The sequence below is a fragment of the uncultured Thiodictyon sp. genome (assembly GCF_903828115.1).
Taxonomy (GTDB): Bacteria; Pseudomonadota; Gammaproteobacteria; order Chromatiales; family Chromatiaceae; genus Thiodictyon.
In genome coordinates, this window is the sequence record NZ_CAIKKU010000041.1 from 1 (window position 1) to 14,588 (window position 14,588).

The following is a 14,588-nucleotide window of genomic DNA, read 5'->3' on the forward strand; positions in this document are numbered from 1 at the left end:
AGCGACAACGACAACGACAACGTACCCGGGATCTCGGTCACCACATCAGTTCTGATCGCACCCGCGGCCTTCCCGCTCCTTGCATCAGGGTCTCGGGCGCGGGACACTGGCCTATTAGCCCGCACCCCTGCATCCCGCCATGACCAGGACCACCCTGTCCTTCCTCGTTCTGCTCTTCGCCTTGACGAGCGGCCTGGCCCCGGCCCTGGCCGACCCGCCGGCCGCGGCCGGTCCGCAACTCGTCATTCTGACCTGGCAGGATTATCTCTCCCCGGCGGTGATCCAGGCCTTCGAGTCCGAATCCGGCGCCCGGGTCCGCCAGGTCTATTTCGAGACGGACGATGCCCGCGACCAGGCGCTGAGCGAAACGGAGGGGGCCGGCTATGACCTCCTGCTGGTGGACGGCACGGCCCTGACGGTCTATCGTAAGCGTGGCTGGATCAGTCCCCTGGCCCCGGCCGCCGTGCCCAACCGGCGCTTCCTCGACCCCCGCTGGGCCGCCGCCTATCCCGAGAGTCAGGACGCCGCGGTGCCCTATCTCTGGGGCACCATGGGTATCGCCTACCGGCGTGACCTGGTGGGTCGCGACCTGGACTCCTGGATGGACCTGCTGCGCCCGGCCCCGCCCCTGCGCGGCCGACTCCTGATGGTCGCCGACCACTTCGACCTCTTTGCCGTTGCACTCAAGGCACTGGGGTTTTCCATGAACACCACCGACGGCGCCCAGATCCAGGCCGCGGCCGACCTGCTGCGGGCCCAGCGGCCGGCGGTCCGGCGTTATGGCGCACTGGCGATCGACGCCCGCTCCGAACTGCTGACCGGACAGGTGGCCGCCGCGGTCACCTACAACGGCGACGCCGCCGCGCTGCGCCGCCGCAACGACCAGGTCGTCTATGTGATCCCGCGCGAGGGCGGCGCCCTGTGGCTGGACTTCCTGGCCATCGCGGCCCAGGGCGCGCACCCGGCCCTGGCCGCGGCCTTCCTCGACTTCATCAACCGCCCCGAGGTCGCCGCCCGCAACGCCGCGGACCTGTCCTATGCGACCGCCAACCTGGCCGCCGAACGCCTGCTGCCGGCGAAGATCACCCAGGACCCACTGATCTATCCGGACGCGGCCACGCTGGCCCGCTGCGAGTCCTATACCCGGCTGCCGGCAGCCGCCATCGGTGCCAGGCAGCAGGCCTACGCGGCCCTGGTGCACGGGGGCTAGGACGGTGCGCCTGTGGGCCAAACTCGCCCTGGTCCTGGCGCCGTTGGTGGCCGGGCCGGTCCTGGCGCTGGGCTGGCTGTCCTATCAGGCCCTGCGCGAGGACCTGGAAGAGGCGGTGGCCAGGAGTCTGGATTCGACCCTGGAGGCGGCAACGGCCGGACTGGGCACCCTGGTCGAGTCGGCGCGCACCAACAGCGCGCTGTTCGCCGCGGCCGGCCCGGTGGAGCGTTATGCCCGCAGCAGCGACGAGCAAGAGCGCACCGCCCTGTTGCAGGCGCCCCTGCTGCGGCTCTTTTACCAATACCGCGACGCCTATCCGGAGTACCAGGAACTCCGCTTTCTGCGTCCGGACGGGACCCGGGAGGTCCGGGTGGCGGCCGTCGGCCTGCCGGATCGGCAGCCATCCGGGGCCGCGGACCCCGGGTTCGCGGCGGTCAGCGCCGACCCCGAGCCGGTCAGTCTGAGCCTGCACCGCTGCGCGCACCCCGACGATGACACCGCACTGCTGGTCTATCGCCGCATCACCCTGCCGGACAACTTCCTGTCCCGCCCGGACGAGAGCCTGCGCGTCCGCGGGTATCTCGCGCTGCGCGTCTCGTTCGAGCCGCTCTGGGCGCGGCTGCGCAACCTGCCGTTCGGGTTCCCCGGGGTCCTGATCCTGGCCACACCCGAGGGTGAGGTCCTGTTCGACTCCAGCGGTGCCTGGACCGGGCGGCGCCTGCCGCCCGCGTTGCGCGCCCAGCCGGCCCGGCCCGGACCCGCAGAAGACGCCAACGCCGATCTCCAGACCTGGACCCCGGGTCCCTGGCTGTTCAAGGTCCGCCGCAGCGAGCCCGGGTTCCTGGCCCTGGCGGCCCTCCCGGCGCAGACCCTCGCCGGCCCCCTGAACCGGCTGGAACTCACGACCCTGGCCCTGACCGGGCTCGCCGTCGCGCTGCTCTGCGCGGTGCTGATCGCCTGGCTGTGGCGCCTGGTGCTGCACCCACTGGCGATCCTGCGCGGCGCGGCGGAGCGCATCGGCACCGGGGCGCTGCGCACCGCCATCCCGATCACCGCCACCGACGAGATCGGCGCCCTGGCGGCGGCGGTGCGGGCCATGGGTGAGCACCTGGCCGACCATCAGGAGGAGATCGAGCGCCTCGCCTTCCATGACCCACTCACCGGGCTGCCCAACCGCCGCCTGATCCGCGAGTTACTCGCCGCCCGCATCACGGCCGCCGCGGGGGATGGTCGCGGCCTGGCGGTGCTCTTTATAGACCTGGACAACTTCAAGCAGATCAATGATGCACTCGGTCACGGATTGGGCGATACCCTGTTGCAGAGCCTGGCACGGCGCCTCACGGGCGTCGCGCCACCCCCCGCGGCAGAGATCCATATCGGGCGCTTCGGCGGGGACGAGTTCCTCCTCGTCGCCGATCACCTGCGCGCCCTGGAACAGGCCGCCGACCTGGCCCAAGGCATCCTGGCGGCAACCGCCGAGCCCTTCGACCTGGGGGGCGCCCAGTACGTCGTCACCGCCAGCATCGGCATCACCCTCTACCCCCAAGACGCCACTGATGCCGACGACCTGATCCGTTGCGCGGACTTGGCCATGTACGGGGCCAAGGCGCGGGGCCGCAACGCACTGCACTTCTTCTCCGCCGACCTCGACAGCCGGGTGGCGGCCCGCCTGCAGATGGAAAATCAGTTGCGTCTGGCGCTGCCGCACGGCGAATTGAGCCTGCACTATCAGCCCATCGTCGAGCTGGCGAGCGGACGCCTGGCCAGTTTCGAGGCCCTGCTGCGCTGGCACAGCGAGACCCTGGGCTGGGTGGGGCCCGCGCAGTTCATCCCGCTCGCGGAGGAGACCGGGCTGATCGGCGACATCGGGCGCTGGGTCCTCGCCGAGGTCTGCCGTCAGGTCGCCGCCTGGCGCCACGCCGGGTACGCGACGGTGCCGGTCGCGGTCAATGTCTCGGCGGTCCAGCTCCAACGCGAATGCCTGGTGGAGCCCGTGCGCGCCCTGCTGGCCGAGCACCGGTTGTCGGCCGCGGACCTCCAGATCGAGATCACCGAGTCGGTCCTGATGGAGCAGACCCTGCACCAGACCGGTCGGCTCCAGGCACTGCGCGCCCTGGGGCTCGCCATCCACATCGACGACTTCGGCACCGGCTACTCGTCGCTCGCCTACCTGCAGCGCCTGGCCGTGGACTGCATCAAGATCGACCATGGATTCGTCGCCCGGCTGTGCCGGCTCGACGGGGACGCGACGCTCGTGACCGCCATGATCAGCCTGGCCCACGCCCTGCACCTGCGGGTCATCGCCGAGGGGATCGAGACCCAGGACCAGTTGGAGGCCCTGCGCGCCCTGGGCTGCGACCTGGGTCAGGGCTATCTGTTCGCCCGCCCCGCCGCGGCCGCGGCGGCGGCGCGCCTGTTGGCGGGGGAGCCCCGGCAGGTGTTGGCGGCGGCGGGTTGAGGCTGGCGCCGCAACTGCGCCGCTGGCAGCCCAATTGCGCTATCTTCTCCTGGAAGAACGCCGCTACCCCGAGGCCGACCTCGCGCGTCTGCCCAATGTTGTCGCCGCCTTGTTCCGCCTGGAGAATGCCCAGGCGCCGGAGAACATCCAGCGGGTCATCGCCTGCCTGGTCGAGTGGCTGGCGGGGGCGGAGAACGCGAGCCTGCGTCGTGCCTTCGTGGTCTGGCGGAAGTGCGTGCTGCTCCCGGCGCGCGTGCCCGGCGTCGAGAAACGTGGACTGCGGCACCCGTCGCACCCCAGGGCGACAACGCGCAGATCCGCCGCGGTCGGCGGTCCGGCCGGGGCGACAACAGCGGTTGATCGAGTTTGTCCCTCACAATACAGTGGGCCGCCCGCTGGTTTTGGCTGCGAGGCCGAGACGCGCGGAAGTTTAGATACCGGAGTACGCCATGATCCGAACCATCCAGATCGAAGGCTTCAAGTCCATCCTGTCCCAAACACTTGAGCTGGGTCGCGTCAACTGCTTTATCGGCGCCAATGGGGCCGGAAAGACCGCTCTGTTGGAGGCAATCGGGCTGCTCGGCGCCGCCGCCGACGGCAGCTTGGACGACGCGGCGCTGAAGCGGCGCGGCGTTCGTCCCGGCGTGCCTGACCTGTATAGAAGCTCGTTCAAGGGACAGCTCGCGTGTCCGCAGATCAGACTCTGCGCGGAGCACGAGAGCGGCGCCCGCTATGGCGTATCGCTGGAGAGCGTGACTTCCGAAACGACCTCGGACTGGGTCTACAGTGCCGAAACCCTGGATCTGACCGCTGGTGCGCCAATCAGCCGCTCAGGTGTACAGGATCGATTGGAGCCCCGGGACGGATTCGTCAAATCGCAGATGGTTCGGCTGCTATGGGACTCGCCTGAACGCCGCTTCATCGAACAGTTGCAGGACTACGCCATCTACTCGCCAAATACGCGTTTTCTGAGGGGCAACGACCCCGATCCGGAGACACGTCGGCCCGTCGGTCTATTCGGTGGCAGCCTGGCCGACGCCATGGATGAATTGATGAGCCTGCTGCTCGATTTCGACCCGGAAGAGTCGACGCAAGAACAGCGCGATGCTGGTGAGGATCTGTACGACAGCATTCTCGAGCTGATCGACTGGGCGGAGTCTGTGGCTCCCGAAACCGCCACCCGCCATTTGCTCTCGCCATCGGTGCCACGGGTCAGCCGGGTCCTGAGGTTTACTGACCGCTACATGGCCGACGGCCGCAATCAGCTCACTGGCTACGATGTCAGCGAGGGCGCTCTCTACGTGCTGTTCGCCGCCGTCCTCTGTCTCTCGCCAAGTGCGCCTGGATTGCTCGCCGTCGACAACCTGGATCAAGCGCTCAACCCGCGCTTGGCGGCGCGCCTGACCGAGCGATTGGCGGTTTGGCTAAAGGCCAAATCGCCGGATCGCCAACTGCTGTTCACCACCCACAATCCTGCGGTGATCGACGGTTTGAACCTGGCCGACGACGAGATCCGGCTGTTCGCGGTCGAGCGGAACACGTCGGGGCACACGCAATGCGAGCGCGTCGTGCCGACTCCGGAGCTGCTGGCGCTGAATCGGGAATATCCGCTGTCGCGGCTCTGGCTTATGGGCAACCTGGGGGCGGTGCCCAATGTCTAGCTTCACCGTCGCGGTGGTAGCGGAGGGGGCGACCGATCACGTGGTCATCGAAGCCGCGCTGAAGGCCATGATTCCCGGTGATCTGTACGTCCCGTTGCTGCAACCGGAGCCAACCGCGGGAAGGCAACAGGGCTGGTGCGGCGTGTTCGAGTGGTGCCGCCAATACCACCGGGTCGAGGGCGGGAACCTGGAGGACAATACGTTGCTGACGGCGAGAAGATTGGATCTCCTTGTCCTGCATCTGGACTCCGATGTCGCGGAGAAGGGATATACCGATTGCAGCAAGGAGATCGCCGCCGCGGCGGCGGCGCTCGGGGCATTGCCCTGTGTCGATCCCTGCCCACCGCCTTGCCCGCCGGTGCAGCCTCCCGCGGATGCGCTCGCAGCCGTCCTACGAAGTTGGCTCAGCCCGATCGCCATCGGCCCCCGCACGGTCATCTGCATACCGTCCAAGGCAATCGAATCCTGGGTCGCCGCTGCATTGCCCGACGACTCCGGCATCAAGATACAGGGAGATATCGAATGCGATCCCGATATACCCGCGCGTTTGGAGCCTTTACGCAATAAACTGGCGGTCAAGCGCAAGCGGATTGGTCAGGAGAAGCGCAAGCGGTCTCGCGATTACGCCAAGCACGCCCCCAGAATCACCGCCGAGTGGTCGCGGATCTGCGAGCGATGCTCTCAGGCACGGCGGTTTCACGATGACCTGCTGTCCGCTATCGCATACCTAGACCGCTGCAACGATTCCAGCCGGTGACGTATCGCAAGAACGCTTCCGAAGCCAAGCAGTGCACTGCGTCGCGAGAGTCTTGTACGGTCCGCACAGCGGACCCTACGAGTTCACTCGCCGCTTCGGTCCGCTGCCGTCATGGGCTGAGGAGCGCCTAGGTCAAGTCGGCGAGACCGAGCTTGAGGAGTGGGGTGATCGCGTGTTGGAGTGCCGGAGCCTGAAGGAGGTCTTTGGCGGATCGGCTCGAGCGAACATGCCATCGGGTGCGGGGAACTAACGACGAGTTTTTTTCGTGGTACGTCCCCTATTTCCTTACGTCCCCTATTTCCTTAGTCGGTCCAATCGAAGACCCTCCCGGGGGAGGGATCGCGCCACCCGTCAACCTCCTCCGGCGTCAAGTCCGGCCAGTCGAAAGCGGCCTGGGTGCGCCAGTCGGCGATGGCGTCCCACAGACCCGGCCGCGTCCGGTCGGGGGGCATGGCGGCATAGTCAGACTCCGATATGAGCACGGCCACCGACTTGCCGCGGCGGGTGATATGCACAACCTCTCCGCCCTCGACCCGATGGATCAGGCCGGTCAGCCGGGTCTTGGCCTCGGCAACTGATATCTCGGTCATTGGGAATCGGCCTCCGCGGGCAAGGGGTGGTGCGATGACCACCGGCATGGCCATCTTAGCCGGGCCGGATCGGATCGAGAAGCCAGATTCAGCCTGGTTACGAAGCTCCAGCTTCGTAACCGGGAAGCCGAAGCTCCAGCTTAACGAGTCAGCCGGGGCACGCTCGCAGTCGGACCAAGTGCAAGACTTCGCGAAGCGGAGCTTCGGCTTGTGCGTTGCCAAGCTGGAGCTTGGCAAGGAGAGCAACAGGTATATCACTGGGGCCGCAGAGGTCGAAGGGGCGCGCGATGGGATTATGCCCGCCTCCCGGCGGCCAGGCCCCAGCCCGCGCGCGCCTCATCCGGTGCGGGATGCGCCAAGATGGTGTTCCTCCGGATCCCCATCATCTTCCGGGATCTGACACTGAACAGATACGGCACGATCGCATCCGTCGCGAATCGTGCTGGTCTGGCCATCAGCGATGCTGGAGCTTGGTGTCGAGATGCGTGAAGTTGACTGCGTCGGGATCGGCCAGGGCCTTGAGGAAGGGGTCCTGGAGTGCACGGCCGGCGGTCTGGACGGCAGCCCGCAGCCAAGCGATGGCCTGCTCGCGGCCGGGGGGCCAGGGGGTGCCGAGCGCGTCGGCTGCTTGGTGGTGGTCCTTGAAATAGGTCTTGGCGTCAGGGCCGCCGCGCTCGCCGAGCCAGGCGGCGGCGCGACGGGCGAGCGCAAAGGTGTTCTGGCCCTCCCGGCCGGCAAGCTTGCCGAAGGCGACCCCGAGCCCGGCACAGCTCAGTTTGATCCGCTCCAGGGTGATCGGTGCCGGGTTGAGGTGGTCGGAGAGGGAGAGCCCCTGCAGCCAGGCATCGGCGGTGCGTTCCGTCGCCGCGAGACCCTCACAGACGCCCCATTCGTACCAATAGCCGCGGATGTTCAGCTCATAGTCCACCTTTACTGGAGCCGCAAACAGTTCCTGGCGGAATAGCCCCGCTGCCGTGTCATAATTGCCCGCGTTGCGGTAGGTCTTGCCTAGATTCACCACGCAACTGAGCCAGTCTGACTTGCCTTCGACGGCTGCGCGGGCCGCGGCGGCAGCGATGGCGTGGCGGCGTTTGGCCGACAGCAGCTCGGGCAGCGCCTTGGCGAGTCTTGGGCCAATGTGGACGATAGGTGAGAAGGATGCGGAGTGAACATGTACGTCCAGACTGGTCTTGACGTTCTGCCGGATAATCGAGGCCCAAACCTCACCCAGATCGATCTCCAGCGACCGCTCCGCCTCCACGACGATGGCCCTCGCCACGTCGATGTGCCGGGTCAGCACATGCCCCGCGCTGTGCACCGCGGTGGACTCGGCACCGAGTCGTTTGACGACCCGGGTGTGGACCTGACCCCGTGGGACCCCGATCAGATCGGCGAGGACGCGCTCGTCGATGCCGGGGATCTCCACCGCATGGCAGGCGGCGACCGGGAGCAGCGCATCGAGCAGTGTGGCGGTCGAGCCCTCGATGGGCATGTCGCGGAGCCGGTGCATCAGGTGGGCGAGATGGGCGCGCAGCCCGGACTCGTCGAAACGGACATGCAGCAGGGCGCCGAACAGGGAGCCGTCGTCGGAGCCAACGCTGGCGTTGCGGACCGCCTTGAACAACAGGTCAGCCCGCTTGTTCCGCGCGCTCTTGGCGAGCCGCTTGAGCCCGGCCTCACCCTGGGCCTCCCAGGCGCCGACGATGGCCTTGGCATCCTGCTTGCTGATGCCCTGGAGCAGCAGGTCGTCGCGGACATCGAGGCGATCCGCCAGCGCCGTGGTGCTGCCCTGGGCGGCGATCCAGTCCACGTCGCGAGCGGCGAGCAGGAAGTGCACGTTGGTCCGGCCCGCGGCGCTGAGCAGGCTGGCCGCCCCGTCCAGCGCCGGTACCAGATTCTCGGCGTCGTCTGCGACGATGAGCCAGCAGTGCCCCGTGGCCAGTGCCGACAGGTCTGACACCGGCAGTGCGACGTCCGCGTCCCCGCGCCAGAGGACCGTCCAATGACCGGTGCGGACCAGGTCCGCCGCGGCCTGGAGCAGCAGGGTCGACTTGCCCTCGCCGCCGGCCGCCCGAATCAGTTGCAGGGCACAGCCCGCCCGCTTCTCGCGGGCCTTCTCAAAGGACTGCACCAGCTCCGCCACCCGGTGCCGGCGCGGGATTCCGGCGCAGACCGCATGCCGCCAAGTGGGCAGGGCACCGTCGAAATAGCGCAGCACCTCGCCGGCCGTGAGGGGCGACAGGTTGTCGAGGTCCGCCTGGTCGATGCGCGTCCATTCCGCCAGGGGGTTGGTTGCTGTTGGCAGGGCGGCGCTTTGACTCGGCGAAGGGGCTGGCCGCCCCGCAGGCGTCGGGAGCGCCGAGGCGGGCTTCGGTGGGCAGTACAACCGGTCCGGAGCCGTGCCCTCGTCGGACGTGAGAATCTGATGGTGGTCAGGCACGTAGCGCCAGCCATCGGGCTTGTTGGTCGCAATCCTCGGCCACAGTCGCAGCGTCGCCCCGTCGGCGTCAAATGCGATGCGGCCGGCGCTGTAGCCATGGGCGCGTGCGATGGTCGGCGGCTCGCCGTGCTTCTCCATGCCGAACACCGAGCAGCCCTGCAGCAGACGGGATGCCTTCTCGCTGCCGCCGCGGCGGATGTGCTGGATCTCGGTCTCGTGCATGTGCCCAAAAAGGTGGGCGGCGAATCGACCCGCTGGTGCGATCTCGGTCTCGCCATGCTTGCGTGCGTCGGTGGTCAGCCAATCCGTGCCGTGGTGGGTCAGGAACAGGCACTGGTCGTGGGCCTCGATCCAGTGGTCGATGCCGTCCGGGCAGAGGGCGTGGATCTGCCGGGCGTCCCAGACGAGCCGCTTCTCATAGTCACCCCCCGCGAGTTGAAGGAACGCGGTGTTGAGGGCGATGATGCCGATGGCCCGGCCGCCGACCGGCAGGGTGGCAGCGAAGTCGCCCGGCAGCATCCCACAGATGACAGGTGCCGCGCGGTGCGGGGCGGAGCACCACCAGTTCAGATAGGGCCTGAAGGCCTCGTCGATGACCGACCGGTAGCTGCATGCGGGCTTGTCCCAGAACCAGTCGTTGACGCCATCGAAACCGTCCCGCTCCAGCAGCCTGTGCGCGGCAGGGTTGTCCAGCTTCGGATCGGGTCGGATGAGGTCATGGTTACCCGGCACGGCCAGAAGCTTGGCGTCGCCCGATCCGAGCTTGTCGAGGCGCGCCCACAGGGGGTCGAGAAACCCCCTCTGCATCGCCTCGAACTGCTCGGGCTCGCCGGATTGCACCAGGTCGCCGGTGAACAGCACCGCGTCCCAGGGGCCGCAAAGCCCGTGCAGCTTCGCGATGTCATCGAGAAAGGGCTGGCGCAGATTCGGCCACAAGCAGTGCTGCCCCTTGAGGCCGTAGTGCAGGTCGGTCAGGTGCAGCCAGGAGAAGCAGTTGTTGGGCATGGTTATGGAGGTTGACAGCGATTGGGTTGTGAAGGGTCAGCGCGGCTTCGTCTCGATCACCTGGAAATAGGGGACCTACCACGGTTCTATGTCCGGTACCCGCCAGTGGGATCATGCTACCTTGCGGTTAAGCTCACGGATGTCAGCCAGACCTGCCAGCAATCCTTTGACTGAAACGTCCTCGTCCAGCGCATCCCAGTGGATGCCCCGCGGATTGATCTCATAGGCTGCCTGTTCTGCCGGCCTCGCGGCAAGCAGGCGCGGGAACCAAGCCAAGGGGACGCCGAGAGTGCGCCCCTCGTTCAACTCGACCCACAGGTTGTTTTCGTCGCAGTTGACGGTCTTAGGCGAAATGTTCATTCCAGGCCCTCTCCAGGAGTTCGCGATGGTCTCTGACCATGTCGGCGATCTGGCGCAGTGGTCGGGCATCGAACCCATCATTGCGTACGGGCTGCGCTTGGGGTAAGAGCCGAAATTTGGCTTCCGCTACCGGTTCGGCCTGTGCTCGCGCTCGCGTCCGATCACGGCGCAGCCGCGAAGTTGAGGGGCGCCTCGGTCGTCGCCGCAGTGGTGGGAGCGCGGACACGACCACTACTAAAGAGCTTAACACGGATGAGATCGCCCCCGACCGGTCTGGGGCAGGGGCATCCCGCGAGAGCGGCACTCAGACCTGGAGCAAGTGCCGCGGCCGGATGCCGCCGGCGAGCAGGATCACGGCGTAGACGCCGCCGCCGGCGAGCAGCCACAGGCACAGTTCCAGGGCCCGCGCCCCGCCGCCCATGGCAAGCCAGTCGTCGAGCGGCCCGGCGCCCAGAAACAGGACCAGGCCCATCAGCAGGTTGGCGCCCAGGCCCTTGGCGAGCAGCGCGGTCCATCCCGGCCGGGGGCGGTAGATGCCCGCGCGCCGCAATGCGTGGAGTAGGAACCCGGCGTTGGCGAGCCCCGAAAGGCTGGTCGCGAGCGCCAGCCCCGTATGCCCCAGGGGCGCCATCAGTGCGAGGCTTGCGACGATATTGACGGCCATGGCGATGAGGGCGATCCGCACCGGGGCCATCATCTCCTGGCGGGCGTAGAAGCCGGGGGCCAGCACCTTGACGCCGATGAAGCCGATCAGGCCCGGGGCAAAGGCCATCAGGCTCAGGGCGGTCATGCGCGCGTCCTTGGCACTGAAGCCCGCACCCACCGGGCCGGCGGGCTCGCCCGCGTAAAAGAGCGTGGCGATGATCGGACCGGCCAGCACCAGGAGCCCCAGCGCGGCCGGGACCCCGAGCAACAGGAGCCAGCGCAGGCCCCAGTCCAGCGTGTCGGAGAAGGCGGCCGGGTCCGCGGCCGCGTGGCGCTGCGAGAGCCGCGGCAGGATCACGGTGCCCAGGGCGACGCCCAGGAGGCCCATGGGGAACTCCATCAGCCGGTCCGAGTAATAGAGCCAGGAGATGCTCCCGCTGACCAGGAAGGAGGCGAGGATGGTGTTGAGCAGCAGGTTGAGCTGGCCCACGGAGGCCCCGAACAGGGCCGGCCCCATGAGCCGCACGGTGCGCCGCACCCCGGGGTCGCGCAGGTCCAGCCGCGGGCGCGGCAGCAGCCCCAGGCGCGCCAGGAAGGGCAGTTGGAAGGCGAGTTGCGCCACCCCCGCGATCAGCACCCCCCAGGCCAGGGCAACGATCGGCTCGCCCATCCGCGGCGCGAGCCACAGGGCCGCGCCGATCAGGCTGAGGTTGAGCAGGACCGGGGTGAAGGCCGGGACCCCGAAGCGCTCATAGGTGTTGAGGATGCCGCCGGCCAAGGCGGTCAGCGAGATGAAGAGCACATAGGGGAAGGTGAGCCGCAGCATCGCCACGGTCAGTTCCCGCTGCCCCGGTTCATCCGTGAACCCGGGGGCGAAGAGCAGCACCAGCAGCGGGGCGGCCAGGATGCCGACCAGGGTCACCACCACCAGGACCGCCCCCAGGGCGCCCGCCATGGCGTCGATGAAGCACTTGACCTCCGGCAGCCCGCGCCGCTGCCGATACTCGTTGAGCAGCGGCACGAAGGCCATGGAGAAGGCCCCCTCGGCGAACAGCCGGCGCATCAGGTTGGGGATCTTGAAGGCGACGAAGAAGGCGTCGGTGCCCGCGTCCGCCCCGAACACGCGGGCGATCACCAGGTCGCGCAGGAACCCCAGCAGGCGCGAGAGGAAGGTCAGGCTGCCCACCTTGGCGATGGATGCGGCGAGGGAAGACACGGCGGCGGGGCTCCGCAAAAATCCGTGAGTATAGACGTAAGAGTAGGCATCGCCACGCTTTGTCCATCGACGGGGTGCGATCAGAACTGATGTGGTGACCGAGATCCCGGGTACGCGGTCGTTGTCGTCGTCGTAATCGAACAATCCGACCACGATTACGACAACGACAACGACAACGACGCCCGGTCCGAGGGAACGTCCGGTAGCTGTAGCTGCGGAATCCGAGTTGACAGCGGCCCCGCGACTGTGGAAAATGCACGGTCTTTATCCGAGCCCCTGTCGTGGGCTCTTGCCCAATGGATCCCAGGAGACCCACCCTTGGCGAACTCAGCACAAGCCGAAAAACGCGCCCGTCAGGCCGAGAAGCGTCGTCAGCAGAACGCGTCTCAGCGCAGCACCTTCCGCACCTTCGTCAAGAAGGTCGTCAAGGCCATCGAGTCGGGCGACAAGGCGGCCGCGGTCGAGGCTTACAAGAGTGCAGTGCCGCAGATCGACGGCGCCACCACCAAGGGGATCATCCACGCCAACAAGGCCGCCCGCCACAAGAGCCGCCTGAACGCCCATATCAAGGCGATGGCGTAAGGCCCATCGGCTACCCCCCGGTCCCGCGTGCACTGTCCGCGGGACCAGACAAGAAAACCGGCTCAAGAGCCGGTTTTTTTGTGCCCGTCACAGGCGTCGGCCCGGCACCCGGTAGAGGGTGATCGAATTGGCCGGGTAGGTGCTGGTGAAGGTGACACCGCTGAGGCCTTGATCGGGCAGGCGCGTGATGCCGTTCAACTGGGCGGCGCTGTAGCGCCAGCCCTGCACGAGACCGCCGGACGTGAAGTGGCTCAGGGTCAGGGGCGCGGACAGATTGCCGGCGGTCTTGTTGATGACGACCAGGGTCAGGGCGCCGGTAGCGCTCTCCTCGGCGGCATAGATGGCCAGCCGGTCCTGGGCGCTGCTGGCGGCACTCACGCTGGTCTCGCCGAAGCGCCCGCCGCTCCCGTTATAGTTGCGGTAGATGCGAAAGGCGAAGGCGAGCGGCTGGGAGGATTGGGGCGGGGACCACAGCGTCGCCAAGTCCAATCCCTCGCGGCCGAAGATGCCCAACACGTCGGCCTGGGCCAGGGCGCCGTTGATGTGCTCGGGCGCACCCCAGTTGTATTCGGTGATGGCCAGCTTGGTGCCGGGATAGTTGGCGTTCACCCACTCGCGCATACGCGGGATCAGCTTGACGATACCGCCGTCCGGGCCGGCGGACGCGATCCAGCTCTCATCCACATAGCTCGGGTCCCACAGCGAGCGGGTGCTGTTGAGCCGCAGGGCCTGGGTGGCGGTGTTGCCGGCCGGGCTCAAGGCGACGCCGGACGCGGCCGGGTAATAGTGGAGATCCAGAAAATCCAGGATGCGCTTGCCATGGGCCAGCTCATAGGCCTTCATCTGTTGCAGATACCAGGGCACCAGGGGCGTACCGCCGTGGGCGTTGCGGTCGTCCGGGGTTTGCCAATCCTGCCGCTGTCCGTCGTAAGGTGAATGCCAATAATAGGTCCAGCCCATCACCACCGGCCCCAGGGTCTGGGCCGCGGGGTCGGCCGTCTTGATGGCGGCGGCGTATTGGTAGGTGCGGTCGCGCAACTGGTCGTATTTCAGGCCGGTGGGTGCCACGTCGCGGTGGGTGTCCCACCAGAGGTCCGGCTCGTTGTCCAGATCGTAATAGCGCACGCCGCTGTTGGCCGCGTTGCCGTAGCGGCTGACCAGTGCGCTCACCCAGGCCTGCGCGAAACTGGGACCGACCGCAAGGCTGGTGTCCGCCGGGTTGTTACCCGTCACCAGGCTGCCGCCCGTCTTGACGCCGTTGCCGCAGTTGGGACGCCACTGCCAGTCTTTGTCGGTCTGCGCGCCGTACTTGGTGATGCCGAATCCGCAGGACGCGGCGTCTTTCGCCACATAACCGATCAACGGCATGGTCAGCACCGTGGCCACCCCCACCTGGCGATTCTGGGTGATGACACGGTTGGCGCCTGAGTCGGCCGGCAGATTGACCGCGTCACTCATCCGGACATTCTCGAAATACCAGTCAGCTCCGGTGTTGCTCGCGTCGAGCTGCCAGTTGTAGCGCGAGGGTAGCCGTTCAGAGACCCGGCATTGGAGCCGGCAGCGGAGCGGCCGCGCGACCGGCGCGGCGCTCAGCGATCACGCCGGCCAGATAGGGCCACGGCACCTGGCCGCGCTGGCGACAGGTTTCAATCACGCTGGCGAGC

The 14,588-nt window shown here is 67.6% G+C and carries 10 protein-coding genes; 5 read left to right on the forward strand and 5 right to left on the reverse strand.

Annotation, left to right across the window (positions count from 1 at the left end):
* The first annotated feature begins 139 nt into the window (after positions 1 to 139).
* From QZY48_RS01470 to QZY48_RS01485, 4 genes are all read left to right on the forward strand, one after another.
* The gene (locus QZY48_RS01470) at positions 140 to 1,210 is read left to right on the forward strand and encodes a spermidine/putrescine ABC transporter substrate-binding protein (RefSeq protein WP_295426769.1); all 1,071 of its coding nucleotides are present in this window, start codon (positions 140 to 142) and stop codon (positions 1,208 to 1,210) included.
* A 4-nt stretch (positions 1,211 to 1,214) separates the two neighbouring features.
* On the forward strand, positions 1,215 to 3,668 hold the full coding sequence (locus tag QZY48_RS01475) for an EAL domain-containing protein (RefSeq protein ID WP_295426772.1): 2,454 nt from the start codon (positions 1,215 to 1,217) through the stop codon (positions 3,666 to 3,668).
* Positions 3,669 to 4,117: 449 nt separating this feature from the next.
* A complete protein-coding gene (locus QZY48_RS01480) occupies positions 4,118 to 5,329 on the forward strand; it encodes an AAA family ATPase (RefSeq protein ID WP_295426774.1) in 1,212 nt (403 codons plus the stop codon).
* Positions 5,330 to 5,369: 40 nt separating this feature from the next.
* On the forward strand, positions 5,370 to 6,086 hold the full coding sequence (locus QZY48_RS01485) for a hypothetical protein (RefSeq protein ID WP_295426777.1): 717 nt from the start codon (positions 5,370 to 5,372) through the stop codon (positions 6,084 to 6,086).
* A gap of 302 nt (positions 6,087 to 6,388) precedes the next feature.
* Here the strand turns inward: QZY48_RS01485 and QZY48_RS01490 are convergent, their stop codons facing one another.
* The 4 genes from QZY48_RS01490 to murJ form a co-directional block, all read right to left on the reverse strand.
* Positions 6,389 to 6,676, reverse strand: coding sequence for a type II toxin-antitoxin system Phd/YefM family antitoxin (locus QZY48_RS01490; protein ID WP_295426780.1), 288 nt, complete (start codon positions 6,674 to 6,676; stop codon positions 6,389 to 6,391).
* Between the two features lie 454 nt (positions 6,677 to 7,130).
* Positions 7,131 to 10,121, reverse strand: a complete 2,991-nt coding sequence (locus tag QZY48_RS01495) for a metallophosphoesterase (protein ID WP_295426782.1) — start codon at positions 10,119 to 10,121, stop codon at positions 7,131 to 7,133.
* Positions 10,122 to 10,232: 111 nt separating this feature from the next.
* Positions 10,233 to 10,481, reverse strand: coding sequence for a DUF2442 domain-containing protein (locus QZY48_RS01500; RefSeq protein WP_295426784.1), 249 nt, complete (start codon positions 10,479 to 10,481; stop codon positions 10,233 to 10,235).
* 304 nt (positions 10,482 to 10,785) lie between these two features.
* Entirely contained in the window at positions 10,786 to 12,342 is a 1,557-nt protein-coding gene (gene murJ, locus QZY48_RS01505) for a murein biosynthesis integral membrane protein MurJ (protein ID WP_295426786.1), read from the reverse strand.
* A 318-nt stretch (positions 12,343 to 12,660) separates the two neighbouring features.
* Between murJ and rpsT the strand changes: the two genes are divergently transcribed.
* Positions 12,661 to 12,924 carry a 30S ribosomal protein S20 gene (gene rpsT, locus QZY48_RS01510; protein ID WP_100920854.1) on the forward strand — a complete coding sequence of 88 codons (264 nt, stop codon included), beginning with the start codon at positions 12,661 to 12,663 and terminating at the stop codon, positions 12,922 to 12,924.
* Positions 12,925 to 13,011: 87 nt separating this feature from the next.
* Here the strand turns inward: rpsT and QZY48_RS01515 are convergent, their stop codons facing one another.
* Entirely contained in the window at positions 13,012 to 14,517 is a 1,506-nt protein-coding gene (locus tag QZY48_RS01515; protein ID WP_295426789.1) for a glycoside hydrolase family 44 protein, read from the reverse strand.
* Positions 14,518 to 14,588: the final 71 nt, after the last annotated feature.

Bases quoted from the DNA above. Each gene is read 5' to 3' on its own strand.
- QZY48_RS01470 (WP_295426769.1), top strand. From the start codon at position 140: ATGACCAGGACCACCCTGTCCTTCCTCGTTCTGCTCTTCGCCTTGACG.
- QZY48_RS01480 (WP_295426774.1), top strand. From the start codon at position 4,118: ATGATCCGAACCATCCAGATCGAAGGCTTCAAGTCCATCCTGTCCCAA.
- QZY48_RS01490 (WP_295426780.1), bottom strand. From the start codon at position 6,676: ATGACCGAGATATCAGTTGCCGAGGCCAAGACCCGGCTGACCGGCCTG.
- QZY48_RS01495 (WP_295426782.1), bottom strand. From the start codon at position 10,121: ATGCCCAACAACTGCTTCTCCTGGCTGCACCTGACCGACCTGCACTAC.
- QZY48_RS01500 (WP_295426784.1), bottom strand. From the start codon at position 10,481: ATGAACATTTCGCCTAAGACCGTCAACTGCGACGAAAACAACCTGTGG.